This window comes from Tahibacter amnicola, assembly GCF_025398735.1.
GTDB classification, from domain to species: domain Bacteria; phylum Pseudomonadota; class Gammaproteobacteria; order Xanthomonadales; family Rhodanobacteraceae; genus Tahibacter; species Tahibacter amnicola.
In genome coordinates this window covers 1,310,086-1,336,634 of the sequence record NZ_CP104694.1, presented here as the reverse complement: position 1 = coordinate 1,336,634, position 26,549 = coordinate 1,310,086, and the positions used below count along the sequence as shown (strand labels likewise).

21 protein-coding genes are annotated in these 26,549 nt (G+C 66.1%); 1 reads left to right on the top strand and 20 read right to left on the bottom strand.

Features of this window, described 5'->3' with window-relative positions:
* Positions 1-13 precede the first annotated feature (13 nt).
* Positions 14-1,363, top strand: coding sequence for an NAD(P)/FAD-dependent oxidoreductase (locus N4264_RS05555; RefSeq protein WP_261696076.1), 1,350 nt, complete (start codon positions 14-16; stop codon positions 1,361-1,363).
* Positions 1,364-1,425: 62 nt separating this feature from the next.
* On the opposite strand, the gene rpoH is transcribed toward N4264_RS05555, so the two are convergent.
* The 20 genes from rpoH to N4264_RS05455 all read right to left on the bottom strand — a co-directional run bounded on the left by rpoH (position 1,426) and on the right by N4264_RS05455 (position 26,504).
* Positions 1,426-2,292, bottom strand: coding sequence for an RNA polymerase sigma factor RpoH (gene rpoH, locus N4264_RS05550; protein ID WP_261696075.1), 867 nt, complete (start codon positions 2,290-2,292; stop codon positions 1,426-1,428).
* 139 nt (positions 2,293-2,431) lie between these two features.
* Positions 2,432-3,139 (bottom strand): uracil-DNA glycosylase, encoded by a 708-nt coding sequence (gene ung / locus N4264_RS05545; protein ID WP_261696074.1) that lies wholly within the window; start codon positions 3,137-3,139, stop codon positions 2,432-2,434.
* 73 nt (positions 3,140-3,212) lie between these two features.
* Entirely contained in the window at positions 3,213-4,058 is an 846-nt protein-coding gene (locus tag N4264_RS05540) for a response regulator (protein ID WP_261696073.1), read from the bottom strand.
* Between the two features lie 85 nt (positions 4,059-4,143).
* A complete protein-coding gene (ftsX, locus tag N4264_RS05535) occupies positions 4,144-5,142 on the bottom strand; it encodes a permease-like cell division protein FtsX (protein ID WP_261696072.1) in 999 nt (332 codons plus the stop codon).
* A complete protein-coding gene (gene ftsE, locus N4264_RS05530; protein WP_261696071.1) occupies positions 5,142-5,816 on the bottom strand; it encodes a cell division ATP-binding protein FtsE in 675 nt (224 codons plus the stop codon). The genes ftsX and ftsE overlap by 1 nt, the downstream gene beginning before the upstream one ends.
* Positions 5,813-7,018, bottom strand: coding sequence for a type II secretion system inner membrane protein GspF (gspF, locus tag N4264_RS05525; RefSeq protein ID WP_261696070.1), 1,206 nt, complete (start codon positions 7,016-7,018; stop codon positions 5,813-5,815). Before gspF ends, ftsE begins: the two co-directional genes overlap by 4 nt.
* 182 nt (positions 7,019-7,200) lie before the next feature.
* Positions 7,201-9,816 (bottom strand): efflux RND transporter permease subunit, encoded by a 2,616-nt coding sequence (locus N4264_RS05520; RefSeq protein ID WP_261696069.1) that lies wholly within the window; start codon positions 9,814-9,816, stop codon positions 7,201-7,203.
* The gene (locus N4264_RS05515; protein ID WP_261696068.1) at positions 9,791-10,606 is read right to left on the bottom strand and encodes an outer membrane lipoprotein-sorting protein; all 816 of its coding nucleotides are present in this window, start codon (positions 10,604-10,606) and stop codon (positions 9,791-9,793) included. The genes N4264_RS05520 and N4264_RS05515 overlap by 26 nt, the downstream gene beginning before the upstream one ends.
* A gap of 17 nt (positions 10,607-10,623) precedes the next feature.
* Positions 10,624-11,862, bottom strand: a complete 1,239-nt coding sequence (locus N4264_RS05510; protein ID WP_261696067.1) for a DUF1302 family protein — start codon at positions 11,860-11,862, stop codon at positions 10,624-10,626.
* Positions 11,850-12,602 carry an SDR family NAD(P)-dependent oxidoreductase gene (locus N4264_RS05505; RefSeq protein WP_261696066.1) on the bottom strand — a complete coding sequence of 251 codons (753 nt, stop codon included), beginning with the start codon at positions 12,600-12,602 and terminating at the stop codon, positions 11,850-11,852. The genes N4264_RS05510 and N4264_RS05505 overlap by 13 nt, the downstream gene beginning before the upstream one ends.
* Position 12,603: 1 nt before the next feature.
* Entirely contained in the window at positions 12,604-13,395 is a 792-nt protein-coding gene (locus N4264_RS05500; protein WP_261696065.1) for a 3-oxoacyl-ACP reductase family protein, read from the bottom strand.
* A gap of 19 nt (positions 13,396-13,414) precedes the next feature.
* Entirely contained in the window at positions 13,415-16,288 is a 2,874-nt protein-coding gene (locus N4264_RS05495) for an aminotransferase class III-fold pyridoxal phosphate-dependent enzyme (protein WP_261696064.1), read from the bottom strand.
* 17 nt (positions 16,289-16,305) lie between these two features.
* Entirely contained in the window at positions 16,306-17,592 is a 1,287-nt protein-coding gene (locus N4264_RS05490) for a beta-ketoacyl synthase N-terminal-like domain-containing protein (protein ID WP_261696063.1), read from the bottom strand.
* Positions 17,582-18,889: a beta-ketoacyl-[acyl-carrier-protein] synthase family protein gene (locus N4264_RS05485; protein ID WP_261696062.1), complete on the bottom strand. Its 1,308-nt coding sequence runs from the start codon at positions 18,887-18,889 to the stop codon at positions 17,582-17,584. The genes N4264_RS05490 and N4264_RS05485 overlap by 11 nt, the downstream gene beginning before the upstream one ends.
* Positions 18,886-20,022, bottom strand: coding sequence for a beta-ketoacyl synthase N-terminal-like domain-containing protein (locus tag N4264_RS05480; RefSeq protein ID WP_261696061.1), 1,137 nt, complete (start codon positions 20,020-20,022; stop codon positions 18,886-18,888). The genes N4264_RS05485 and N4264_RS05480 overlap by 4 nt, the downstream gene beginning before the upstream one ends.
* Positions 20,022-21,332: a beta-ketoacyl-[acyl-carrier-protein] synthase family protein gene (locus tag N4264_RS05475; protein ID WP_261696060.1), complete on the bottom strand. Its 1,311-nt coding sequence runs from the start codon at positions 21,330-21,332 to the stop codon at positions 20,022-20,024. The genes N4264_RS05480 and N4264_RS05475 overlap by 1 nt, the downstream gene beginning before the upstream one ends.
* Before the next feature lie 105 nt (positions 21,333-21,437).
* Positions 21,438-22,016 (bottom strand): acyl carrier protein, encoded by a 579-nt coding sequence (locus tag N4264_RS05470; RefSeq protein ID WP_261696059.1) that lies wholly within the window; start codon positions 22,014-22,016, stop codon positions 21,438-21,440.
* 762 nt (positions 22,017-22,778) lie between these two features.
* On the bottom strand, positions 22,779-24,215 hold the full coding sequence (locus tag N4264_RS05465; protein ID WP_261696058.1) for an amino acid permease: 1,437 nt from the start codon (positions 24,213-24,215) through the stop codon (positions 22,779-22,781).
* 101 nt (positions 24,216-24,316) lie between these two features.
* Positions 24,317-24,970: a LysE family translocator gene (locus N4264_RS05460; RefSeq protein ID WP_261696057.1), complete on the bottom strand. Its 654-nt coding sequence runs from the start codon at positions 24,968-24,970 to the stop codon at positions 24,317-24,319.
* 115 nt (positions 24,971-25,085) lie between these two features.
* Positions 25,086-26,504 carry an APC family permease gene (locus N4264_RS05455; protein WP_261696056.1) on the bottom strand — a complete coding sequence of 473 codons (1,419 nt, stop codon included), beginning with the start codon at positions 26,502-26,504 and terminating at the stop codon, positions 25,086-25,088.
* Between the last annotated feature and the right edge of the window lie 45 nt (positions 26,505-26,549).

Sequence of the window (26,549 nt, the reverse complement as noted above, 5' to 3'; positions counted from 1 at the left end):
CCGAGGTGCAATCGTGAACAACAAGGAGGTACCCCATGTGGTCATTGTCGGAGGCGGATTCGGCGGCCTGTGGGCCGCACGGGAATTCCGCCGGGACGCCGTCCGCATCACCCTGATCGATCGCAACAACCATCACCTGTTCCAGCCCCTGCTCTACCAGGTCGCCACGGCGGGACTCTCCTCGCCCGACATCGCCGCGCCGCTGCGGCACATCCTTCGCCGCCAGGGCAACGTCACCGTGCTGATGGACGAGGTCAGCGGCATCGAACCCGCCACGAAGCAGATCCGATTGGCCGCCGGCGGATCCCTCGGCTACGACTATCTGATCCTTGCCAGTGGCGCGCGCCACGCCTACTTCGGGCGCGATGAATGGGCCTCCCACGCGCCAGGGCTGAAAACCCTGGATGACGCGCTGGCAATCCGCCGACGCATTCTCACTGCCTTCGAACGGGCCGAGGCGGAGGTGGATCCGGAGCGGCGCCGTGCCTGGCTGAACTTCGTCGTGATCGGCGGCGGACCCACTGGCGTGGAGCTTGCCGGCACGCTCGCGGAGATCGCCCGGCACACCCTGCGCCGCGAGTTCCGGCGCGCAGACCCGACGCGCGCGCGCATCGTGCTGGTCGAGGCCGGCACCCGGGTCCTCTCGACCTTGCCCGAGCCGCTGTCGCAAAAGGCCCGCCAGCAACTGGAGCGTCTGGGCGTGGAAGTGCAGACCGGCGCGCCGGTCACGGCCGTGGATGCGGACGGGATCAGCCTGGGCGACGAGCGGATCGAAGCCCGGACTGTGCTGTGGGCGGCCGGCGTTGCCGCTTCGCCCCTGGGGCGCAGTCTCGGCGTGAGCCTTGATCGCGCCGGCCGCGTGCCGGTCGCCTCCGACCTGCGGGTGCCGGGGCACGACGCGGTCTTCGTCATCGGCGACCTTGCCACGCTCAGTGTCGACGGCAAGCCCGTGCCTGGCGTCGCGCCGGCGGCCAAGCAGATGGGCACCCACGCGGCACGCATGATCCGTCGACTGATCGGCGGCCAGAGCACCAGCGGGTTCCGCTACCGGGATTTCGGCAACCTCGCCACGATCGGACGCTGGGCGGCCGTCGCCGATCTCGGACGCGTCCGGCTGTCGGGAATGGTGGCGTGGCTGTTCTGGCTGTTCATCCACATCCTGTTCCTGATCGGCTTCCGCAGCCGGCTGATCGTGCTGATCAACTGGGCCTGGTCCTATTGGACCTACCAGCGCCACGCGCGGATCATCGTCGGCACGGAGCCCGGAGAAACCAGGCCGGCGGCGGATACCGACGCGGTAAACCGCGAACGTGTGGAACCGGCCGGGGCTGACCCCCGCCGCAAAACAGCGGCTGCCCCGTAGCGGGCCCACCAACGAAAACGGCCCCTTCCGGGGCCGTTTTCTTTCATGACTGGCGACGGGGATCAGGCAACGAACAGCGCGCGAATCTTCTTCATCGCATTGGCTTCGATCTGGCGGATACGCTCCGCGGATACGCCGTATTCGTCGGCTAGTTCCTGCAGCGTGGCCTTTTCGCCGTCCTTGAGCCAGCGGCGCGCGATGATGTCGCGGGAGCGGGCATCCAGGCGGGCCAGACCTTCGGTCAGCACTTCGAGCTGGTTATCTTCCTGGTCCTGGTTGGCCAGCGACTCGTACGGGTCGGCGCGATGGTCGACGAGGTAGGCAACCGGGGCCGGCGGGGTGTCTTCGTCCGAATCCTGCGGTGCGTCGAAGCCGACGTCGCGGCCGGCCAGGCGGGATTCCATCTCAAGCACCGTCGCCACCGGCACGCCCAGTTCCTTGGCCACGCTCTGGACTTCCTCGTGGTTCATCCAGCCCAGGCGCTTTTTCGACTTGCGCAGGTTGAAGAACAGCTTGCGCTGCGCCTTGGTCGTGGCGACCTTGACGATGCGCCAGTTGCGCAGGATGAACTCGTGCATCTCGGCGCGGATCCAGTGGACCGCGAAGGAGACCAGGCGCACGCCCAGGGTCGGGTCGAAGCGCTTGACCGCCTTCATCAGGCCGATATTGCCTTCCTGGACGAGGTCTCCCAGGGGAAGGCCGTATCCCTGGTAGCCGCGCGCCACGTGGACCACGAAGCGCAGGTGCGACAGCACCAGCCGTTTGGCGGCCGCGAGATCATTCTCATAGCGCAGCCGTTCGGCCAGGTCCTGTTCCTCGTCCTGGGTCAGCATCGGTACCCGGTGCACGGCGCTGATGTACGCGTCGAGACTTCCAAGGGCACTCGGAATCGGCAGGTTGTTGCTGACAAGGGCAAGGGCTTCACTCATGGCTTGAAACCTCCAATTCTGTGCTTAGGTTAGCACTCGCCAGATGTGAGTGCTAAAGCCGGCGGGAGTTCCCGTTGTTTTTGCAACGGAGCCCTGCTGCGACCCGACCAATATTGTACCAGAGAGTACAGTAAAATAGTTAGGCCGCCGTGAGGGCGGGTGCCGGCCCGACCTGCCAGTCGATCGGGGCGGTCCCGTTCGCTTTCAAGTACTCATTCGCCCGCGAGAAGTGCCCGCAGCCCAAAAAGCCCCGGTGCGCGGACAGCGGCGAGGGGTGGGGCGCCTTCAAGACGCAGTGCCGGCGGGTGTCGATCAGCCGCCCCTTGGACTGGGCATACGATCCCCACAGCATGAACACCAGGCCGTCCCGCTCGCGGTTGAGACAGTCGATCACGGCATCCGTGAAGCCCTCCCAGCCCTTGCCCTGGTGAGAATTGGCCATGCCCTGCTCCACCGTCAGCACGGCGTTGAGCAGCAGCACGCCCTGTTCCGCCCAGCGCAGCAGGCAGCCGTGGTTGGGCGGGGGGATTGCCAGATCACGCTGGATCTCCGCGTACATGTTCCGCAGCGATGGCGGAATGGGCACGCCGGGCATCACGGAAAAACACAGGCCATGGGCCTGGTTGGGGCCGTGGTAAGGATCCTGGCCCAGGATCACGACTTTCACCCGGTCAAAGGGCGTGGCGTCGAGCGCACTGAAAATATGGCGCGGCGGCGGATAGATCACCTTGCCCGCCCGCAGCTCGGTGCGCAGGAACTGCGACAGCGCAGTCATCTCAGGACGCTCGAAGTAGTCACCGAGCCGTTCTTTCCAGCTCGGTTCGAGCTTCAATTTGGATTCGCTCATGGGGCGCTCCGGCAAACAGGCGTCGGGTTTTGCCTGCCTGGCCTCTTTCCGTCAAGCACCGCGCCGCATGGCGCTAGGCCGGATTGAGTTTGCCGCGTGCGTGGAGGCCCACCCGCAGCTGGAACAGCAGCTTGGTAATGAGGAGGCGCTCCTCGATCGGCTTCTCGACCAGGTCGTTCGCGCCGGCCCGCAGGAGGGCGGCCTGGTTCTTGGGGTTGTCATCACCGGTCATCACCAGCACCGGCAGCTGCGCCTTGCTGTAGTTGAACTCGGTGCGGATGCGCTCGAGCAGGTCGCCGCCGGTGAGCTCGCCCTTGAGGTTGACGTCGGTAAGGACGATATCCGCACCCGGCACCTTGCCCTGTGCCTTGGCGGTTTCCAGCAGCGCCAGGGCGTCCTCCACGCTGACCACGTGCAGCACGGTCAGGCCGTGCTTTTCCATCATGCGGCGCGTGGCGAGCGCCACGACGCGGCTGTCCTCGACATAGAGCACTTCGCCAGTGGCGTTGGATTCCGGCCGCACATAGCCGCGGATGAACGACGCCAGCGCGTTGAACCCGAGTGACTTGTCGAAGTAGTCGGTTACCGCCTCCGACAAGGTGCGCGCCACCAGGCGCTCCTGCACATCGCCGGAAACCACCACGATGGGGATGTAGGCCTGCGGTGCGTGTTCGCGGATGTACTGGGCCAGCTCCAGGCCGTCCATGTCCGGCAGGCGCAGGGCGGTGGTGACGAAATCGACCACGCCCGACTCCAGCTGCTGCTTGGCTTCCGCGCCGGTTTCGCAGGCCAGGACGGTGACGCCCGGCAAGTCGGCCTTGAGCACCTGCTCGATCAGGCGGCGCACCACCTTGGATCCGTCCACGACCATCACGCGCGGCTCGTCGCTGGCGATGTGTCGGGTGAGATGCGCTTCCATGGTTCCCCCTGCGGAACTCCGTGCTGTCAACGCGATTGGGACCCTCGATCGAAGCGGCGCCGGAATCGACTGGAGCACGCCACGCTCATTCGGGATGACCTTCGGCCAGATGCCGTGCGGTTGCAAGCATAGCGCCAAGCCAGCCTAAAACGGCACTGATCAGCGGCACCGCAGCCCCCGACATTGGGTTGAGACCGCTCAATACGAAACGATGGTCGTAGCTTTCCAGCAGGTGCGTGACGGGCGCGGCCATTGCCCACTGCACCGCCAGCACCACCAGCAGCGCGAACACACCACTGAAGAGCCCGTACCAGATGCCGGTATACAGGAAGGGCCGGCGCACGAAGCCCGGACTCGCCCCGATCAATTGCATGACGGCAATCTCCTCCGCACGCGACTGGATATCCATGCGAACCGTGTTGCCGACCACCAGCAATGTGCCCAGCGCCAGCAGTCCGGCGAGGATGACGCCGGCACGCTGCCCCAGCCCGAGAATCGCGCCCAGGCGACGCCGCCAGGCGGCGTCGTACTGCACCAGGTCGACATCGGCATCCGCGCGCAGCGCCGCCAGCACGTCGGGCTCGGCGCCGTCGCGACGTTCCTGCGGCGTCACGATCACGACATCCGGCAACGGGTTCACCTGCAGGACATCCAGGGCGTCGGCAAAGCCGGACATGGCGCGGAATTCTTCCAGTCCCTCGGCCGGCGTCTTGCGCTTGACCGCGGTCACGTCAGACCGCGCAGTCACGCGTCCGACCAGGGCCTGCACGCGATCCTCCGCCGTGCCCGGCTTCATGAACACCGTGATCTCGCGCGCGTCCTGCCAGCCACCGCTCAGCCCACGGGCGTTGTCCAGCAGGATCAGGAACAGCAGCGGCAGTGCCAGCGCCAGGCCCATCACCAGCGCCGTCAGTGTCGTTGCCCAAGGCCGTGCGAGCAGGCGCCCGAGACTGGAAAACAAACTATACAAATGCTGATCGCGCCAACTGCGCAGACTCGGCCGGCTGCGCGTGACCGTGCGTTCGGCGGGCCGGGGCGCGGCAGCGGTTTTCAAGCGATTGGCGGGCGCCTTCTTGCGGAACATCACGGATCTCCCGGGCGCCAGTCGTCGAGCAGGCGCCCGTGATCGAGCACCAGCACCCGTTTGCCCATCCGCTTGACCAGCGGCAGATCGTGGCTGGCGATCAGCACGGTGGTGCCGACCTGCTGAAAATCCGCGAAGAGCTGCATGATCTCGGCGGACAGCTGCGGATCGAGATTGCCGGTCGGCTCGTCGGCGATCAACACCGCCGGCTTGGCCACGATCGCCCGGGCTATGCCGACGCGCTGCTGCTCTCCCGTCGATAGCGTCACGGGCGCCGCCCGTTCGCGGTCGAGCAGGCCCACCTTGTCGAGCGAGGCGCGCACCCGCTTGCCCACTTCGTCGCGCGGCAGACCGGCGATGATCAGCGGCAGCGCCACGTTGTCATAGACGCTGCGGTCCATCAGAAGCCGGTGATCCTGGAACACCATGCCGATGCCACGGCGATGCTGGGGAATGCCGCGCGCGCGCATGCCGTGCAGGTTGTGGCCGTTGACCGTGACATGCCCGCGCGTGGGTCGCTCGATCAGTCCGATCAGCTTGAGCAGGGTGCTCTTGCCCGCGCCCGAATGGCCGGTGATGAAGGCCATCTCGCCCGCCGCCAGTTCGAACGACAAGGACTGCAGCGCTTCGTGGCCCGACGGATAGCGCTTGGTGACTTGGTCGAAGCGGATCATTTGACCATCTGGTTCAGATTGAAGATCGGCAGCAGGATGGCCAGCACGATGAAAAGCACCATGGCGCCTACCAGCAGGATGACGGCCGGCCCCAGCACCGCGGTCAACACGGCGAGCCAGCGGTCCAGCTCCTTGGCCTGGTGATTGGCCGCTTCATCCAGCATGCGTTCGAGCTGCCCGGACTTCTCGCCACTGGCGATCAAGCGCAGCGCGACGGGTGGAAAATAGCCGCTGTCAGCCAGCGCCCGGGAGAATGCCCCACCTTCGCGCACACGGTGCGCCGCGCGCCGCATGGCGTCGCGCATAGGCAGGTTGGGAACCACTTGCGCGGCGATGCTCAGGGCATCCAGGAGCGGCACCGCGCTGGCCGACAGCAGGGCCAGGGTGCGCGCCGCGCGTGCCGTATTCGACGCGCGGGTCAGACGCCCCACCAGCGGCAGCCGCAGTACGAGCCGATGCCACGCGAAACGCACCGGTTCGCGTCGCAGCGCGACGGCCACCAGGGCAATGAGCGCCACCAGCGTCAGCGCGATCAGCCAGCCCCAGTCCTTCACGCCCGACGATAAGCCGATCAGTATTTCGGTCGGCAGCGGCAGCCGCTGCTTCAGATTGGAGAACACCCCGACGATCTGGGGCACCACGTACACCAGCAGCCCCGTGACGACGCCGACCGCCACCAGCGTCAGAAGGATGGGATAGGCGAGCGCCGTGAGTACTTTCTGGCGCAGTGCGTCGCGCGACTCGGCGTAGTCGGCCAGTCGCTCGAGCACCGTGTCGAGCCGCCCGGACTGTTCGCCCGCCGCAATCGACGCGCGATAGATTTCCGGAAACGTCTCGGGATACTCCGAGAAGGCAGCCGCCAGCCCGGCGCCTTCCATCACGCGGGCCCGCAGGGCCACTGTCAGGGTACGCGAGCGCTCGTCCTCGCCCTGCTCGGCCAGCGCCGCGAGCGCCTCGTCGATGGGAAGTCCCGCGGCCAGCAGTGTCGCCAGCTGGCGGGTGAAGAGGGACAGTTGCGATGCCGAGAGTCCGCGGCGTCCGAACGTCGCACCCTTGCGCGATTCCTCGACCGCCGTCACCTCAAGCGGATTGAGTCCACGCTCACGCAGAGCCTGGCGCACGGCACGTGCCGTATCACCTTGCAGCACGCCGCGCTGCGTCTTGCCATTGGCATCCAGGGCCTGGTAAGCAAATGCCGGCACGCGAGTTCCGATCGGGTAGGACGAACCCGGATTGTGACCCGAATGGCGCGGCCAGGGCAGCCCCCCGCGGCGCCGGTTTGCGCCGCGGGGCCCGCGTTGCCGGGATCCATGCCCCGGCAGCCCTGTTTCACGAGAAGACCATCACGCTTCCGGCAATTTCGTGGCGCCGCCGGCCACTCCGGTCACGCGGCCGTCGACACCGCCGCGGTCCCCGGCGTCCGTCGTCCGCGCAGGAACGCCGGCGCCAGCAACGTGATCAGGAACAGCGACATCGCACCGCTGATTGACAAGGCCAGCGCCACCAGAGCCCCCAGGTGCACGATCGGCGTGAACTCGGACATCAACAGGGTGAGGAAACCGATCGAGAACACCGCGACGTTGAACACGATCGACTGGCCGCCGTGCCGCACCGCGTGCAGCAAGGCCTCATCGAGCGCCAGCCCCTCCTCGCGGGCAATCTGGATGCGGTGCAGGTAATGCACCGAATAGTCGACGATGCCCACGACCAGGAACGAGATGATCGCCGTGCCGATATTCAGGTCAATGCCGAACGTCGCCATGAAGCCGTAGTAACACACCATCGTGGCCGCGAGCGGCAGCGTGGCAAGGATGCCCTGACGCACTGAACGCAGCCACAGCATCAGCACGGTCGCCACGGCGAGCAGGGCGTACAACGCGCTGGAGAGCTGGCCCTGGATGATTTCGTCGAGCACGCCGGTCCAGATGACAGGCGTGCCGCCGAGCTTCACCTGCACGCCCGGCGGCGTGTTGTCGGCGAGCCAGCGATTGAGCGCTGTCAGAAGCGCGTCGTACTCCGAGGCGCGCGTGGTGTTCATCGTGAACATCGTGACGGCCTTGGAGAAGTCGCGATTGAGCACGTTGGTCAGGTCTGAACCGCCGCCGTTCTCGTACATCAGCACCGACTGCGCGACGATGTCGTCGCCCTTTACGACCGCTTCGGTCCGCTCCCCCGTCTCGGGATCGACACTGACCACCGTTTCGCTCGCCTGGGGCAGGCGGTCGTAGGCCAGATCCATGTCGTGCATCACCAGGTTCAGGCGCTTGATGTACTTCGACAGCGAGTAGCTGTACGTCACATTGGGCTGCGCCGCGAGAAACGTGTCGATCGCCTCGATGAAACGCACCTTGTCGACCGTCAGCATGCCGTCGGGCATGCCCGTGGACACCTCGATCCAGCCCGGGCTCGTACCGGCCACATGCCGGTTGACGAACTCGTCGGCCTGGCGGAACGGATTGTCCTGCATGAAGTAGCTGGAACCGGCGTCTTCCACATGGATACGCGTGGTCATGAAACCCGCGCCAGCCAGCAGTGCCGCAAACCCCAGGCCATACGCAGCGCGATGGCGGATCACGCCACGGAAAAGTCGCTCCAGCGCCTGTCCCAGCCATTCGTGACGGGCCCGTGCCGGTGCCGCGGCGGCGGTCTTCGCACGGCGCCAGCCCAGCTCGCCGAACAGGCTCAGCCATGCCGGCACCAGGAGCAACGCGATCAACTGCGCAAAGGCCAGGCCGATCGCCATGTAGATGCCGAATGACCGGATACTGGAAATATTGGTCATGGTCGCAAACAGGAAGCCGGCCGTGGTCGTGACGGTGGTCAGGATGACGGGCGACACCATGACCCGCATCGTCCGGCGCGCAGCCTCGCGCGCACTGTGTCCGTCGGCCCGCTGCGTGTAGTACTCACTCAGCATGTGGATGGCGTCGGCCCCGCAGATCGTGATCAGGAACACCGGCAGCACACTGGTGATGAGGTCCAGCGGTGCACGGTTCACGGCCATCAGCCCGAGCGTCCAGATCGCGGCCAGCACGACGTTGGTGAGCGGCAGGATCACGCCCAGCGGCCGCCGGAAGAACAACACGAGAACCACCATCACCACGCCGATCACCAGCGGAAACAGCGTGCCCATGTCGCGATCGACCAGCTTCTTCTGCTCGGCAATGAAGATCGGAACGCCGGCGATATGAGTATCGTTGGCCTTGGCGAAGTCCGGGTGCGCGCCGCGATAGTCGTCGACGATCTTCTGGAATGCCTCGTAGGCGCGCAGCTGGCCTTCCGCGTCTTCCTGCTTGACGTAGAGTTCCACCACCACCAGCGCGACGGTGGCATCGGCCGAAACCGCGCCTCCCACCTGCAACGCGTTGCCCATGACTTCGCCGCGCACCTGCTCGGGTTCGGCGCCGCGCCCGACCAGGGGCGGCCGCACCACGAGCACGCCGTCGCGCACGACCATGTTCTCGGTCGCCGCCATGCCCGCCAGCTCCTTGATCGGATTGATCCGACGCGGGAAGAAATCCACAAACGCGCGCTCGGCGTCCTCCAGCGGCAGCTTTGCGGCCAATGCCGGCAGGCTTTCCGCCAGCTTGAAGTCGTTCTGACTCAAACCATCGGCAAGAATGGCGTCAACGGTCGACTTCCATTCGGGCGACTGCGCCGCGTATTTGTCGCGCAGTGCGGCGAGCTGGTCCCGATCCGCATCATTGACCAGCAGCATCCGCCGCGACGCCAGCGTCATGTCGTACACGGCATCCAGCGTCTGGCGGTTGAAGACGCCATTGCGGTTGTGGATGGCGATGAGCGCGGCGTCGAAGGTGCCGGTGAAATCCTGCTGCATCTCCAGGATGGTCTTGCGCGCGGGATGCGTGTCGGGTAGCAGATAGGGGTTGCTGTCCGTCGTCAGCTTTGGCAACTGCAGGAAGAAGAATGCCGTGACGCCCAGCAACGCGAGCAGGACGACGAGCGCATAGCGCTCAACGAGCTTGAGGTACGTCTGCATCGCTGACTCCGGTCTTGAGGATGGACTGGGCGAAGAGCTTGTCGGCGAGCCCCACGTTGTAGCGAACGTTGGAAAACACCAGGCTCGACTTCTTGTCGCTGACGCGGTCATGCATGTCGCTCTGCATGACGGTCCAGATGTCCTGCACCTTCTCCAGGCGCGCCACCGTCATCACTTTGAACTCGACGCCCTTGGCGTCGTAGTAGCTCTGCTTGAGCACCACGTCCGACTCCTTGTCGACCCACACGACGGTGCGGTAATAGCCCGTCCGCGCAACCACTTCATCGCTGGAGGGCGTCCGCTCCACCACCCAGCAGGCGCGCCCGAGGATCGACTCCTCACCGGTGATCTTCTGTGTGTAGTCGGTGACACGCACTTTCTCAAGGTCGATGTAGGCAAACTCGCTGCCCATGAAGCTGCCACGCTTGTCAGTGGCCGCGATGCGGCGCACCTGGCGGAACGCCGGCAGGTAGATCCACTGGTCGTCGATCTTTCCGACCTTCTCGTCGTAGGTGAACGTCTGGAAACCGACGCCTTTCACGTCGTTCGGATCGGTGAAGTACAACAGCAGCTTTTCGTCGCCACCGAAGTCCTTCTGGAAGTAGCGCAGCTTGCGCGTGCGGGTTCCGCCCTTTTCGTCGATGAGGACCAGGTCCAGGTCGGAGTAGACGTCCTGCCCGTCGTTGCGCTGGCGCACCTCGGCCATGAGCGTCGTGGCGTCCGGCGTTGTTGCGCCGGCGGTGCCGGCAAGGCAGGCGCCAAGCAGCAGTGTGCATAGTCTCGATGTCATTGCATCATCTCCAGCGGTCAGAATTGGCGGCGCAGTTCCAGGCGCAACCGGTCGCGGTCGCGGAACTGCCCGAAGAAACCCGTGTCGTCGCCGCTGAGCAGGTCCAGCGTGCCTTCCAGCTGCCAGCGATCGTTGAATTGCCATGCACTGCGCCATTGAAGCCAGGCGCCATCACCGTTCTGCGGCATCACGCTGTAGGCCAGGCGATGCGTGAATCGGCCGCGATGTGTCGTACCCGTCGCCGATGCGGTGGCGATGGACGCGTGCTCGGGCACGCCGTAGGAGGCGTGCCAGTCGTCGATCCATCGGTCATTGAGCTGGAAGGAGAACACCCAGTCGCGCCAGGTGTAATCGGCGCCGGCAAGCACGTTCCAGGTACCGGCCCGGGCCACGCCGCGGACCTGCCCCAGAGCGGAATAGGCGGCATCGGGCGTGAAGGTCGATTCCCCGCGCAGCACCCAGCCGCTTTCGAGCGCATAGGCCAGGCCAAGCCCGAACGTCATCTGGCGCCGGTATTGAGCGCCCACAGCCACCCGCGCCGGATCATCCAGCGCGTAGACCGGATCGTCGTTCCAGCCGCTGAATCCCAGCAGGCTGATATCCAGCGCTCCCCGCGTCGTCGATAGCTGGACTCCGACCTCGCCATTGCGCACGTTTCGCGATGGCCGCCGCTCTCCTTCGGGTAGCAAGCCCAGTGATGCGATCCGTCCCGGCAGATCCAGGTCATAGGGCGAGCCCGCCGCGGCGAAGCGCGTAGGTGTGAAGTACGGCAGCCACACCGCCTCCACCGTCCACTCACCTACCGGCCCCAGCCCACGCAACATCGGCACGGCGAGGCGATAGTCGCCGAGGTCGGGAAGCACGTAGTCGCGCAGGTCCAGTGGATTGACCAGATCAAACACCCGCAGGTTATCCGCGCGGCCCCATACGACCTGCTGCAACCCCGCTGACCATTGCCAGTCACCGAAGGTGCGCGCGAGGTACAGCTCACGCCAGTCGAAGTGCGCGCGGTAAGCGTCGCAGGCCGGTGCAGATGCGTCACAGGCCGCGTCATTCCAGCGGTGCCGCGCCTCGGCTCGAAGCTCGAATCCGCCAAGCGACTGCGCGTACCGCAGCTTCAGCACCGTGCCGCGCTCGTAGGCGGCACCGTCGGTAATGCCGGCGCTGTATACCGCGCCGATCGAGCCGTCGAAGGCCGGCACAGGCGCCGCGGCTCCCGATGCCGCCAGTACCAGTACGGCACTTACATACCGCATGTATAGCCCCCGTCGACCACGAAACTCTGCGCCGTTACGCCGGATGCTGCAGACGCGGCCAGCCACGCCACCATTTCCGCCACTTCCTCTTCGCGGACGAAACGCTTGATCGGCATCTGCCGGCGCGCGTTGCGCAGCACCTGTTCGGGTGTGCTGCCGACCTGGCCGGCCTGGGCCTCCAGCTCACGGCGCAGCATCGGCGTATCCACCCAGCCGGGCAGGACGGCATTGACTGTGATGCCGCGCGACGCCAGGTCCAGCGCCAGCGCCTTGGTGTAGCCGAGCAGGCCATGCTTGGAGGCGCAGTAGGCTGTATTGCGTACCTTGCCGGCACGCCCCAGCACCGAGGCAATATTGATGATGCGCGCTCCGGACGGCATGCGCGGCAGACATTCCGCCGTCAGCGCCGCCGGCGCATCCAGGTTGATGGCCAGGACGCGCGCCCAGGTCTGGCGATCTTCCGGGTCATTCTCCGGCGAGATGCCCGCATTGTTGACCAGGACGTCGACCTGTCCCGGCAGGCGCGGGCGCACCAGGGCCAGCCAACCCGCATCGGCCAGGTCGACCACGGTGGCTTCAACGACGGAGCCCGCCTCACGGCAGCTTGCCGCGATATCGGCAAGCGCGGCGGCGTCGCGATCGATCAAGTTCAGGTGAGACCGGGCACCAGCGAAATGCCGCGCGATGGCCGCGCCGATTCCCATGGCGGCGCCGGTAATGACGATGTTTCGCGTGGTCATGTCAGGCCATCTTCAAGCCACCGTCGAGATGCAGGATCTCGCCGGTGACATAGCGATTGCGCGGGCTGGCCAGGTACATCACGGCGTCAGCCACTTCACTCGGTTCCGCAATGCGTTTGAGCAGCAGCCGGGCGTAGATTTCCGCCTCGCCGTGCGCACGGATGTGCTCGGACATCGCGGTATCGATCACACCCGGTGCAACCGCGTTCACGAGCACGCCCTTGGGTGCGAGCTCGACGGCAAGCGCCTTGGTGAACGCTTCCAGTCCGCCCTTTGCGGCCGCATAGTTGCTTTGTCCACGCCCCGGCTTGCTCGCCGCCGACGAGGAGATGTTCACGATGCGGCCGTAGCGGCGACCGAGCATCATCATCGCCAGCGCGCGCGTGAGCCGGATGGGCCCGAGCAGGTTGGTGGTGATGACCTCGGTCAGTTCCTCGTCACTCATCGTGAGCAACAGGTTGTCGCGGGTCACACCCGCGTTGTTGACGAGAATGTCGAGGCGATCGAACTGGTCGCGGAAAGTGGCGGCGATGCGATCCACATCGCCGCGATCAGCCATGTTGCCGCGATAGAGCTCGACCCGACGACCCAGCGCGCGGATCTCGTCCGCCACCTGGTGCGCCGCTGCTTCATCGGAACGGTAGTGCACGGCGATGTCGGCGCCTTCGCTGGCCATGCGCAGGGCAATGGCGCGGCCGACACCGCGACTGGCGCCGGTAATGAATGCAACCTGTCCTTCCAGGACAGCCGGAACCGCCGCAGCGGTCACCGGCTCAGTGGCAATGATTTCCATTTTTCTATTATCCCATTTTCTACAAGGAATTGCCGCGCTTGAAATCCGCCAGGCCGAAACCATGCAGGCGCGCCAGCGCTGCGATCTCGCGCACCTGCTGCGGCGTGATCGACCCGTAGGAGTAGTTGCCCCGGTGTCCCGACAGGCCGAGCACCGCCGTCTCGGCCATGCAGGCATAGATCTGGCCGGCGCCGAGGTAGGCGCGTGCACCCGGGTGCAGGCTCTCGCCATTGGGCGTGGCAACGATGCCGCCTTGCAGGTAGATCACATCGGGGCGGCCCGCCAGCGTCTCGGCGCGCACGTTGTGCGGCACAGCGACATCGCACACCACCGCATCCGGTGCGAACACCGCCGCATCCAGGAATGGCTCCGGCGCGTTGGCGCCGCACAGCACGGCCTGGCAACGGCGGATGTCATCAATGGTGCCGATTCGAATGTAGGGGTCGTGGCCGTGCCGCGCCACGAGGGCCTCGTGCAGCCGGCGTCCCGCATCACGCGGCGCCCCTTGGCGGAGCCATTCGTTGACCAGCGGTTCCTCCAGCAGCCGCGCAACCAGTCCACGCGGCGGCGTTCCCGACTGCAGCAGCGATTGCCATGCCGCGTCGTAGATCGCTTCCACTGTCTTCTGGATGCGCGCCCGCGAACCGTCGCGGCCGCTGCCGATCAGCGTCAGGCGCGTGGTCTTCTCCGCCAGCATCGCCGCATAGGTCGAAGCGATATTTCCCGCGGCGCCGACAATGGCGACGTCCATCTCGGCAAAGTCCCAGCCGCGGTCGGCCACGGCGCGCTCCAGCGCCTCCAGGGACATCGCCACCGTCAGTGCGTTGCCCGACGTCAGCCCCATTTCGTTGATCGTCAGCGCCGTGCAGTTGTTCGTGACGATCGAGGTGTACATACCCAGCCCGGCGATCTCGCAACCGTCCTCGCGCGCCGATTCGATGCGCTCTTCGATGTCGTCGCGGATCTCTTCCAGGTCGGCGCGCACCAGCCAGTCGCCCATCTGTTCGGAGGCCACGCAAAGCGGATAGAGAATGAAGTCCACCGCCGTGCCCAGCGGCGAACGCATGCGTACCGCCGGATACGGCGCGCTCTTCTTCACGGCCGCCATGTTGAGCACGAAGCGGCGCAGTTCGCTGTCGTCCATCTCTGCCAGTGCGGGTTCCACCTGGCGCAGCCAGTCCGGGCTGATCAGGTGGTTGATGAAGGCGACCTTGCGCGCCGGCCGTATCGGCGCTGCCGCCACCGGCATCTCGATGTGGCCGCGGCCGAATTCCCGGATTTCGTTTCGCGGCAGTGCACGCTCGGGCGAGCTGAGCGGGAAAACCAGGTGCAGCGTGTCTTCCGCACGCAGAATGCGGCAGACGCGGTCGAGCGCGTCGACCACCCGCGCGATGGCGTCGTCGTCGAGGTAGACGGACGGCTCAAAGCGCAGCACGTTGGGCGAACTACCGGTCGGCGCGATGCGGATACCTTCGATGCGCAGAAGGTAGCCGGCGATGAAATAGCCCAGCGAGTCGGCGTAATCCGTGGTGCGCAGGATCTGCGAGTACGCCGCGTCACGCGGGTGGAACTCCAGCCCCAGGAACAGGCCGCGGCCGCGGATGTCCTTGATCACGTCCGGATAGCGGTCCCGCAGGCTTTCCAGCCCGCGCTTCAACGCATTGCCCCGCTCCGCCGCCTGGCGGTAGAGCGCGCCATCGTCCCGTTCCAGTTGTTCCAGCACCGCCAGCGCGATGCCGGATGAGAAGTCATCTTCCGCAAAGGTGGAACTGTGAACCAGACCAAAGTCCGTGTCGTAGCGATCCTGCCGGATCAGCAGCGCTGACAGCTTGGCCAGGCCACCGCCGAGGGATTTCGACAAGGTGTAGTAGTCGCCGCGCAAACCGATCTGGCTGGAGGCGAGGAAGGCGCCCGTTCGCCCCATGCCGCTCTGGATCTCGTCGATGATCAGCGGGCAGTCCTGCTGGTTGCAGAAGGCGCGGATGGCGCGTCCGAATTCCACATCCACGCTGTGGATACCGCCCTCGCCCTGGATCGGTTCGAGCAGGAAGGCCGCGTATTGCGGCCACGGCCGCCGGATCAGTGCGACCTTGCCGTCGACGATGCCGACGTCGAACAGCTCGCTCTCCTCTTCCCGGGCGATCCGGTCCAGCGCGGCAGCATCGTTCATCGCGATGAAGCGCGTCTTCAGACCCAGCGACTGGAAGGCGCGGCGGAAGTTCTTGTTCCAGGTCAGCTGAACGCTGGTGGCCAGCTTGCCGTGGAAGGACTTCTCCAGCGCCAGGAAGATCGGTCGGCGCGCCATTTCCTTGCTGTTGTGATTGATCAGCGCCACGATCAGGTCATCAAAGCTGCGCACGTCGAAGACGTACTCGCGCATGTCGGTGGATTCGTACAGATCCGGCGGGATCTCCACCACGCCGCGGCGGATCGCGTCACGGACGTGCTCGATGTTGAGCGTGATGGCATCGAGCAGGCGCTCGAGCTTCTTCACCCGCTCCAGTTCCGCGTGCTTGATCGCGGCCTCGATCGCCTCGGCGCCGGTGTTGGCGAGGGTCACCACGAAATCGGTATCGCTGCGGCTGTCGCGACGCACGATCTGGTTGAGCGCCCGCGCCAGCTCGCCGGTCTTGCCGCGCAAGGAGAATTGCGCGTGCACCGGCACGCCGGCATCCAGCATGCGGCGGGCCGCATCCAGTACGACCGGTGGATTGTGCCCCAGGAGCAGGGCGCCGTACCCACCGAGGAGGTCGAGCACGCGCCGCTCCGCGCCACTGGCGTCTCGGTAGTACATGTAGTCGCCCTGCGCCCGCTCGTAGCGGACATCGAGCCCGATGGCCCGCAGCACTTTCGCCAGTCGCGGCTTGACGTACTGCCCGTAATGTTCGTCCATGCAATCCTCGATAGTGGTCAGGCCGCGCGGCTTACCGTGACGGCGGAGAAGAATCCGGAGAAGCCCTGCTGCAGGCAGAGCACATGTTCAAAGCGGCCCGTGCGTGGCGTCGCCCGCACCCAGTCGGGTCCGGCGAGCACAGGCTGGTCCAGGCCTGGAATGGCCGGGAGTTGGTCATTCGCCAATACCTGTGTTGCCAGGGCCAGGTCAGCCAGGGCACCGGCAGCCGGCACTACGCCGGTGATAGCGCGCGCGGACGACACGGGCACCGCCTCCGGTACCGCGGCCTGGATCTGCCCTGCCTCGAAGCGGTCCAGCGCGGGATGGCCGCGCCCGTCGGCCATCACCGCAACCGGCCCTTCCAGGGTTGGCAGGTGGCGCGCCACGCTGCGATAGCCGAGTTCGGCGCCGTGATCCGTGTGGTTTTCCAGGCGATTGATGCGCGCGGCGTAGCTTTTCGCCCCATGCACAAGCGCGTGCGTGCGTGCGCCGCGCGCCCGCGCATCCGCGGGACGCTCCAGCAGCAGCGCCACCGCGCCCTCGCCCAGTACGGTACCGCTGGCCTTCTGGTCGAAGGCGGCTAGCCGGTCGGGAATGGCGCCATCCTGTCCGAGCAGGCCGCGGCCCCACAGTTCCGCCAACGTGAAGGGTTCGGCGTAGCTGCCGCAGGCAACCACCAGCGCGATGTCGCAATGGCCATGCGACAGCTCGAAAACAGCGCGACGCAGTGCGGCGATGCCCGCCGCTTCGTTCTGCACATACGCCGCGCCAACACCGCGGCAGCGGAACGTCAGGCTGACCAGTGCCAGGGCGTTGTTCGCCAGGCCCTTGATCGAGATGAACGGGTCGGCGCCGCGCCGGGACAGGGCCAGCCGGCCGAGCGCGTTGTAGTCGATATTTCCGCCCGGTTGCCGCGCGGCCAGCACGGCGGCGCGCACCGAGCCGATATCCGGCTGGGTGTAATCCCCTTGACCGGAGAACAGGCCACGACGGTCTTCGGCGACGCTGTCCCAGTCCAGCGCCGCATCGGCGATCGCCTGGCCGGCCGCATGCACCGCCCATTGCGACGGCTCGGTGCTGTAGCGGCGCAACTTGAACGGCACGGACTCCAGCGCGTCCCTGCGCAGACCGGCGGCGATACCACCGTAGACCGTAATGCGCTGGGTGCGGAACAGGGCGTGCCCGAAGGCACCCAGCGCAGGCGTGTCCTCGCACCACTGCTGCCAGTGAGGTGCGACACCCGCACCACTGGGAAGAACACTGCCGATTCCCGTGATCGCGACGGGCGGTAGATCAGCTCGCATGACGTAACTCCCCGGCGTCCGGATGTGCTCTCACGGCGATCACGGCGTTGAGGCCGCCAAATCCGAAGGAGTTGCTCAGTGCCGCGCGAACCGTGCGCTGGCGGGCCCGGGTCCCGGGGACGTAGTCCAGGTCGCAGCTGGCATCCGGCTGGCTCAGGTTCAGCGTCGGCGGCACCTTTCCATCGGCCACGGCGAGCACCGTTGCTACGCATTCGGGTGCGCCCGCGGCGGCGATCAGGTGTCCGATCATCGACTTGTTCGACGACACCGCGATGGATCGATAGTGCTCGTGCTCGGCGAACACACGCTTGATCGCCAGGGTTTCGGCCGGGTCGTTCAGCGGTGTCGACGTGCCGTGCGCATTGATATGGTCAATGGTGTGCGGTGACAGCTGCGCATCACGCAGCGCCCGCTGCATGGCCATGGCGGCACCGTCGCCATTGGGATGCGGGGCCGTGATCCGGTACGCGTCCAGCGCGCTGCCAAAGCCGGCGATTTCCGCGTAGATGCGGGCACCACGTGCACGCGCCGATTCCTCGCTCTCCAGCACCAGCATGGCCGCGCCTTCGGCGGCGACGAAACCGGAGCGGTCACGGTCGAACGGTCGCGACAGCGCGGTTCCGAACTGGTCGGCGACCGAGGGCGCGCCGAGCAGGTGGAGCCCGACCATCGTCGAGAGGTTGAGTACCGAGTCAGCGCCGCCGACCAGCATGACGTCGACTTCGCCGCGACGGATCATGCGGAATCCGTGGCCGATGGCGTGCGCCGCGCCCGCACAGGCGGTCGAGAAGTGAATCACTGGTCCTGCGGCGCGCAGGGTACGTGCCGCGCGCGCGGCCAGGTGATCGTTGCTGTTGACCAGGCCGCTGTGCGGATTGAGCGCATCGACGCGCCGATAGAGTTCGGCCCACGAAGGGCCGTCGGCCTGCATCGCCAGCAACATGTCGGCCGGATCGCGTTCGGGCACACCCGAGCCGATCGCAACGCCCACGCGCATCGCAGGGCTCGCCAGTAGCGAATCGCCCGCGTCCGCGATGGCCTCGTCGACGGCAGCCATGCCGAAGCGGCTGCGACGCTCCATCGGCTGGTCCCACCAGTCGGCGTGGCGATGCGCCGCACTGAAGGCGTCCCAATCCACCGGCGCGGCGTACTTCACAGGGAAGTCCGCAACGCCTTCCAGTGACCAGGGCGCGATCGCCGAGCGACCTTCGCACAGCCCGTTCCAGAGCGGGCGCCAGCCCAGGCCCAAGCCCGTCACCGCGCCGAGGCCGGTAACGACGACACGACGCGCGTTCATGCGTCACCTCCGCCAAGCACGGCGACCGCGCACTGTCCGAGCGGCGCCAGGGTGATGACCAATGCATTGCGCGCGACTAGCGGACGCGCCTCAGCGGCGCGTCCGTTGGAACTCCAGCAGCGGCCTTCGCGCAGGCCGGTCACGGCCAGGTTGGCGGCCACCAGGGCAGCCGCCGGACCCAGTCGGCCGAATACACGCTCGACGGCGAATCGCGGTGGCGTATCCAGCTGCCAGCGCGCGTCGAGGACGCGCCCCAGTGCGACGACCTGCGCCGAATGCCAGGGCGCCGAGTACAGCAACCAACCGATGTCCTCGTTGCGGCGCGACGCCATGGCGAGCGCCGCGTCGATCAGGCTGCCCAGAACTTCTTCACCCTGCAGCCGATGGCGTTCGAAGCCGCGCGCATATCCCAGCAGCAGGACATCATCTTCAGCGGCGGCGTGCTCGAGCATCACGCAGCCGGCGGCCTCCGCGGGCGGAAGGCGTGCAGGGGAAAGATCCCACGCCGCCAGTTGCACGGGCAGCAAGGGATCGAGCTTGGGCGATACGGCTCCCACAAGGGCCTCGTCGCAGTCGCCCTCCGCGACCGCGCAGGCGCCGTCAATCAGCGCATTCAGTCCCGCGTCGGCGAAGGCCGAGTACACCGCGAGGCTGCCGCTGATGCGCAAGGTCGACGCGATGTGCGCCGCGGCCGAGCTGTTGAGCATCGACAACCCGGAAAACGGCGGTGTTTCCCGCTGCAGGTGCACGCCGAACGGGGTGCGCCGGCCATCCTCGTGCCAGTTCTGCAGCGCCGACCAGGTGGGAATCGGCTCATCCACCATGGGCAGCCCCAGATACAGGCCGGTTTGTGCGCGCTGCTCCACTTCTGCGATGCCGGCCGTGTCGGCCGCTGCCGCAAGCATCAGGCGCGACTGTTTCTCCATCGTGCGTGAGAGCTTGCGGTCCAGCCCCAGTGATTTGAGGTCCGGCTCTCCGGCAGCGCGAACGCCCTCGATGCCGAGCGTGTGCGCGTCGGGCCATGGCGGCGCCTGCAACGGTGGCGGTGATGCCAGTGAGGCGATCACCTGCTGCCAGTCGTTGCCGAACGCCGAACGGATCGACGGGCGGCGCAGTGCAACGCGCGCATGCATCACGCGGCCTCCAGGATCAGCGAGACATTGGCGCCGCCGAAACCAAACGAATTGCTCAGCACGCGCCGGACCTTCATCGGCCGCGGCTGCGTCACCACGTCCAGCCCGGAACACGCCTCGTCGGGCTCGCAGTAGTTGGCCGTCGGCAACAACAGCTGGTTCTCCAGCGACAGCACCGACAGCACGGCCTCGACCGCGCCGCTGTTGGCGAGGGAATGGCCCAGCGCAGACTTGTTCGCCGTGACCGGCACCTGGCCGATGCGCTCGCCAAAGACCTGCTTGAGCGCCATTGCCTCGCAGGCGTCGTTGGTCGGCGTCGAGGTGCCGTGGGCGTTGACGTGGTCGATATCGGCCGGCGTCAAACCCGCATCTTCCAATGCCAGCCGGATACAGCGTGCGTACTCGGTGCCATCGGCATCGCTGGAAGTGATGCGGTGCGCTTCCAGCACCCCGGCAAAACCCTTCACCCGCGCCAGGATCCGCGCGCCGCGCTGGCGCGCATGCTCGGCCGATTCGAGCACCAGGAAGGCGCTGCCCTCGCCCATCACGAAGCCATAGCGTTCGCGGTCGAACGGGCGGCTGATCGCCGCACCCTGCACGCTGCTGCCGTCGGCCAGCGCGCCCACGCCGTTGAAGGCGACGAAGGTCATGAAGTTGCACGGCGTCTCGGTCGCGCCGGCGAGGGCCACGTCGATCAGGCCTGACCGGATCTGCTGGGCGGCCGCACCGATCGCCATCGCGCCGGCGGCACAGGCTTCGCCGTGGGCACCGTGGTGCTCCTGCAGGCCGAAGCGACGCGCCAGCGCGAGCGTGGCCAGATCCTGCTGTTTGTGGAAATAGTGGTGCTCGATGCTGCGGCGGTCCGCTTCGACCAGCGCATCCAGATAGGCATCGAAGTCGATCGATTCGCCGTGCACATCCAGCATGGGCGCCAGTTCGGCGATGGCATGTTCGTCAAACAGCTGACGGTTGCTGGCGAGGAACACGCCGCCATGATTCTCGACCGAACCGCCAAGTCCCGCCTGCTGCCAGGCCATCGTTGCGGCCGCCATCGCCAGGCGCGTCTGGCCGCCCCATTCGGGCTCCACCTGGCCAATCAGCGCGTCGACGCGGCTCCAGGTCACCTCGTCGACGAAGGCGCAGGCGGGATTGCCGAAACCCATGCTGGTCAGTTCGGCGTTGTCGCGTATCAGGGTCTGGCCACCAGCCAGCCGGTCAAACAGCGCCTGCGCGCCCAGCGTACCGGCACACACCACACCCACGCCGGTGACGACGACTTCCTGCGGTTCTATTTCAGTTTCGGAATACATGGCCCTTCATCCGAGCAGATGGCAATCACGAAGATGCAGAAACCTGCGCCGCGCCATTTCGACGCGACGGGCAGGAACGACTGCGGTAGTCAGCGGGGAACGGTGTTACGCGGCGGCGACTTCCTCACGCTGCCGGGGGGCAACCAGCGCCGCCATGGACGCGGCGATCGCCTCGTCGCCGCTCAGGGGTTTGAGCGGCGCATTGCAGCCGGCGCAGACAGGCTTGCCGGACGGCGCGGCAACCGCCGTCGTGTGCTGGCAGTCCGGGCACTTCTCCGGCAGGTGATCGAGGATGCGCAGGCACAGCAGCGCCCAGTTGCGCACGGTGGCGTTGCCCATCACCTGCGCCGGATACATACCGGCCGACGCCTGCTCCGACGAGTAGGCGAAGAAGCTCTTCTGCAGCGCGACTGCGCCTGCCTGGCTGAGACGACCGTTGTCATAGGGCGCCTGTGGATCACCGGCAGCGGCAGCGTAGTGATCGAGCACGCTGCGCTGCGGCAGCACGATACCCAGCTGGCGCTCCAGGCTGTAGCGCATCTCGACGAAGTCGAGCGACTCGGCGCCCAGGTCGTCGCCGATGGCCGAGTCAGGAGTGATCTCGTCAGCGCCAAGGCCGAGCACGTTCTGCAGAGTGGCCTGAACCAGCGCCACCATCTTGTTTTCGTCGTAGGGATTCTTCATGACCGCATTACTCCAGTGAATTAGCACCATTCCCATGAACCGGTTCTACGATGACAACCATCCGACTACGTCCTGGCGCATACCACCGGTCATTCCTGCCTGTTGGCGAAAGCGTCAATACCTCTGACACCTCTGGCACGGATACGCAAAAGGACCCGCGGAAGTGCCAGATCATTTCGGGCACAAGTCGCAAATTGAGAGACACGCAACATATCGATTAACGCGCCGCATGTTGCTTACTTCACATTGCAACAAGCGCAAAGAAGGCGGCGCCCATATCACGTATCTGCATGTTTGCGGCGACCCGAACGGTCATCGCGCCGAGACGAAACCCTTGTGGGACAGGCAACTTCCTGTTAAGTGCCGCGAAGGCACACTCCGGTTAAAGGACGACGCCCGGTGCACTCACAAAAACGCCAATCCGTTCACAAAGCGAACAATGCTAAACGGCACCGGCATCTGCGTGCTGCTTGCACCAAAAATGCATGCAGCAGCGTGCCGGGCGCAAAATGCGTGTTGTGAAAGCCATTTAGAATTCCATATCCGGACAACTCCGCGACCACTGGACCCGCATGCATACGATTGCATGCCCGCGCTGCGACAACGGGACAGGACACACCCGCGGCAATCTGCCGCAACGCTGCGCAAATGCCGCAACGCGCAGGACGCGACCAGGAATCACCGGGGGCTTAAGACGAAAAAGGCCGGGTAGGTTCTCACCCACCCGGCCCAGTCGCCGCAAAAGTAGCGTACGCGAGTTCGCTATTTGTTCCTGGCCAGCACGCTGTGACGGATTCCGTACGCGAAATAGATCGCCAGGCCCACCAGCATCCATACGCCGAAACGCCACCAGGTCGCCCAGGGCAGTTTCGACACGAGCCATGCCGAGAAGATCACGCCGATAATGGGCACCGCGGGCACGAACGGCGTGCGGAACGCCCGCTTGACGTCGGGCCGCGTGCGACGCAGCACGATAATCGCGGAACAGATGACGATAAACGCGCACAACGTGCCGATATTGACCAGCTCCGCCAGTTCGCCGATCGGCAGCGCACCGGCAGCGAGCGCCGTCACCACGCCCAGCACGAGCGTCGGGCGATAGGGCGTGCCGTAGGTCGGGTGCACTTTCGCAAACCACGCGGGCAGCAGGCCGTCACGCGCCAGCGAGTACCAGATGCGCGCCGCGGCCAGCATGAAGGCAAACACGACACTGATGATGCCTGTCACGGCAGTGGCCGAAATTGCGATACGTACCCAGGTGAGGCCCAGTGCGCCGAAGGCGTTGGCGACGGGGGCGTCATTGCCGAGGGTCGAGTAGTGGGCAACGCCCGTCAGCACCATCGAGATCGTGAGGTACAGCACCATCGATACGGCCAGCGACAACAACACGGCGCGCGGCAGGTCGCGCTGTGGGTTTTTCGCTTCCTCAGCCGCCGTAGTGAGCGTGTCGTAGCCGAACACGGCAAAGAAGACGACGGCCGCCGCGGTCACGACGCCGTTGAATCCGTAGTGACTCACGCCCTTGGCATCCACCACTTCGGCGGGGATGAACGGAAACCAGTTATCGGGATTGACGTAGAACACGCCCACGCCAATCACCAGCGCAACGCCAAGCACCTTGATCGCCACGATCAGGGTGTTGAAACGCGCGCCCCACTCCGTCCGCACGGTCAGCAGGCCCGCAACCGCCAGCGCGACGACAGCGGCGATGACATTGAACACGCGCCCGTCACCGGTGCCCATCGCACCCTGTGCCCAGACGGGCAGATGGATACCCATCGCCGCGAGCAGGTTCTGCAGATAACCCGACCAGCCACTTGCCACCGCGGCGACGATGAGGGCGTATTCGAGCAGGAGGTCCCATCCGATCAACCACGCCACGCCTTCGCCCAGCACGGCATAGCCGTAGGTGTAGGCACTGCCCGTGACCGGAATCATTCCGGCGAATTCCGCGTAGCACAGCGCCGCTGCGGCGCTGGCAATGCCGGCGATGATGAAGGCGAGCGCCACCGCAGGGCCTGCGTTGGTCGCCGCCTGCTGGCCGGCCAGCACGAAGATGCCCACGCCGATGATGCCGCCCAGGCCGATCGCCGTGAGCTGCCACAACCCCAATACGCGCCGGAAATCGCCGCGGCTTCCCGCCTCGGCCTGCAACTGTTCGATCGTCTTGTGCCGCGTGATCGTCTCAAACAAGCTCATGGAGCACTCCTGGCTGGCCATTCCATCGGCTGGCAACACCAGCCGTCACTGCGGAAAGCCCGCCGGCACGCTGCGCACCGGCAGGTGATGAAACAACAGGATCAGCTCGCCGCCTGCACCGTGCGGCGGACGGCAGCAATGCTCGCGCCCACGCTCACCAGGCAGGCGCCGGAAACGCGTTCGCGCCAGACGGCGACACGCGGGCTGGCTGACAACGTGCTGCCACGCGCCGCGAGCCAGCCGTAGACGGCGAGAATCGGCACCTCAACCACGAAGCACAGCACGCCGTACAACGCGTATTGCGGCAGCAGCGGGTAGCCGGGATCGAGAAACTGCGGCAACAGCGCGCCGAAGAACAGCACGGATTTCGGATTCGCCAGCTGCCCGAGCATGCCCTGCAGGAAAGGACGCGCCAGCAGCGGAACCGTCCTTGTTTCGCTGGGCATGGCGTTCTTCTTCGCCAGTGCGATCGTGCGCAGTCCCAGGTAGATCAGGTAGAGCGCACCGATCCACTTGATGATGTGGAAGACGGTTTCCGACGTGGCGAGCAGTGCGCCCAGTCCTGCGATGCACAGCAGGTAGTAGATGCCGTTGCCGGCCTGCACGCCGAGCGAGGCGTAGAAACTGTCGCGCCAACCGGACTTCACGGCGTGGCCCACGACCAGCAGGACCGCCGGTCCGGGAATCAGGCACATGACCAGCAGCGTCGCCGTAAAGGCTGCAACCACATCCCAATGCATAGCGGCGGACTCCACGAGGATATCCGCCAGAGCATAGAAGATTCGCCGCGGCGCCGCTGGAATTTTGCGGCATGTGGCGGCGCGCGGGCGGCGGGCCGCCTTGCAATCGACGCAAGGCGGCCCGCAACGGTCAGGGCGTATCCAGGGCCGGTGTCGCCTGGCCGCGCTGGCGCAGGTAGTAGTAGGTCGGCACGCCCAGCAGCACGATGCCCAGGCCCGGCCAGGTGTAGGTCGGACGCCAGATCAGCAGCGCCACGCAGATCGCCACCGCCAGCGCGATGTAGAGCGCCGGCAACAGCGGGTAGCCGAAGGCACGATAGGGGCGCTCCGCCTCCGGACGCGTGGCGCGCAGGCGGAACAGCCCGGCGATGGTGAGGATGTAGAAGAGCAGCACGACGAAGATGACGTAGTCGAGCAGATCGCCGTAGCGGCCGCTCAGGCACAGCACCGAGGCGTAAATCGCCTGCAGCCACAGCCCCCAGCCCGGCACGGCGCGCTTGTTCAGGGTACCGACCTGACGGAAGAACAGGCCGTCATTGGCCATCGTGTAGTACACGCGGGCACCCGACATCACCAGCCCGTTCACGCAGCCAAACGTGGACACCATGATCAGCAACGCGATCACGGTCGTGCCGGCCGGACCGAATGCGGCCTGCGCCGCGGCGACACCGACGCGGTCGGCTTCGGCGTGCGCAATGCCGTCCAGCGGCATCACCGCCAGGTACATCAGGTTTGCCACGACGTACAGGGTGCAGACGATCGCGGTGCCCAGGAACAGACTGAGGCCGACATTGCGCTTCGGATCGCGGATCTCGCCGGCAATGAAGGTGACGCTGTTCCAGGAGTCGGACGAAAACAGCGCGCCGACCATCGACACGCCGATTGCCGGCAACAGGGCGAGGGCGACCGTGCCGGTATCCACGGCAGTGACGCCCTGCCAGGCGTTCGCCCAGTTGGCGCTCCAGATTTCCGAACGCGCACCGAGGAACACGCCGAAGAGCACCAGCGCGAGCACGGAGACGATCTTGGCCAGGGTGAAAACGGTCTGGATCCATTTCCCGTTCTCCACACCGCGACTGTTCACGAAGGTGAGGAAGAAGATCAGCGCAATCGACACCAGCTGCGCCGCACTGAGCTTGAACACGCCGGCCGAGAAGAGGATGTTCTGGTCACCCAGCGCCGGGAACAGGTAGGCCGCAAATTTGGCAAAGGCCACGCCCACGGCGGCGATGGTGCCCGTCTGGATGACCGTGAAGAACGACCAGCCGTAGAGGAAGGCCGGCAGGCGCCCCCACGCTTCACGCAAGTACACGTACTGGCCGCCGGCTTTCGGATACATCGCCGACAGCTCGCCATAGCTGAGCGCACCGACGATGGTCATCAGGGCCGAGATCAGCCAGACCAGGATGAGATAGCCGGCGGACCCCACGTTGCGCGCAATGTCCGCGCTGACGATGAAAATACCCGACCCGATCATCGAGCCGGCCACCAGCATGGTGCCGTCGAGCAGGGTCAAGGAACGATGAAACGACGAATCGCTTTGAGTCACGCGCAGTCTCCCAGGGCACGGTTGTGACGTCGCGGCCCGGAGCGG

Bases quoted from the DNA above. Each gene is read 5' to 3' on its own strand.
- ung (WP_261696074.1), bottom strand. From the start codon at position 3,139: ATGAGCGAATCCAAATTGAAGCTCGAACCGAGCTGGAAAGAACGGCTC.
- N4264_RS05510 (WP_261696067.1), bottom strand. From the start codon at position 11,862: ATGCGGTATGTAAGTGCCGTACTGGTACTGGCGGCATCGGGAGCCGCG.
- N4264_RS05520 (WP_261696069.1), bottom strand. From the start codon at position 9,816: ATGCAGACGTACCTCAAGCTCGTTGAGCGCTATGCGCTCGTCGTCCTG.
- N4264_RS05505 (WP_261696066.1), bottom strand. From the start codon at position 12,602: ATGACCACGCGAAACATCGTCATTACCGGCGCCGCCATGGGAATCGGC.
- N4264_RS05465 (WP_261696058.1), bottom strand. From the start codon at position 24,215: ATGAGCTTGTTTGAGACGATCACGCGGCACAAGACGATCGAACAGTTG.
- N4264_RS05490 (WP_261696063.1), bottom strand. From the start codon at position 17,592: ATGCGAGCTGATCTACCGCCCGTCGCGATCACGGGAATCGGCAGTGTT.
- N4264_RS05470 (WP_261696059.1), bottom strand. From the start codon at position 22,016: ATGAAGAATCCCTACGACGAAAACAAGATGGTGGCGCTGGTTCAGGCC.
- N4264_RS05475 (WP_261696060.1), bottom strand. From the start codon at position 21,332: ATGTATTCCGAAACTGAAATAGAACCGCAGGAAGTCGTCGTCACCGGC.
- rpoH (WP_261696075.1), bottom strand. From the start codon at position 2,292: ATGAGTGAAGCCCTTGCCCTTGTCAGCAACAACCTGCCGATTCCGAGT.
- N4264_RS05480 (WP_261696061.1), bottom strand. From the start codon at position 20,022: ATGCATGCGCGCGTTGCACTGCGCCGCCCGTCGATCCGTTCGGCGTTC.
- N4264_RS05500 (WP_261696065.1), bottom strand. From the start codon at position 13,395: ATGGAAATCATTGCCACTGAGCCGGTGACCGCTGCGGCGGTTCCGGCT.
- N4264_RS05515 (WP_261696068.1), bottom strand. From the start codon at position 10,606: ATGACATCGAGACTATGCACACTGCTGCTTGGCGCCTGCCTTGCCGGC.
- ftsE (WP_261696071.1), bottom strand. From the start codon at position 5,816: ATGATCCGCTTCGACCAAGTCACCAAGCGCTATCCGTCGGGCCACGAA.
- ftsX (WP_261696072.1), bottom strand. From the start codon at position 5,142: ATGTTCCGCAAGAAGGCGCCCGCCAATCGCTTGAAAACCGCTGCCGCG.
- N4264_RS05540 (WP_261696073.1), bottom strand. From the start codon at position 4,058: ATGGAAGCGCATCTCACCCGACACATCGCCAGCGACGAGCCGCGCGTG.
- N4264_RS05495 (WP_261696064.1), bottom strand. From the start codon at position 16,288: ATGGACGAACATTACGGGCAGTACGTCAAGCCGCGACTGGCGAAAGTG.
- N4264_RS05485 (WP_261696062.1), bottom strand. From the start codon at position 18,889: ATGAACGCGCGTCGTGTCGTCGTTACCGGCCTCGGCGCGGTGACGGGC.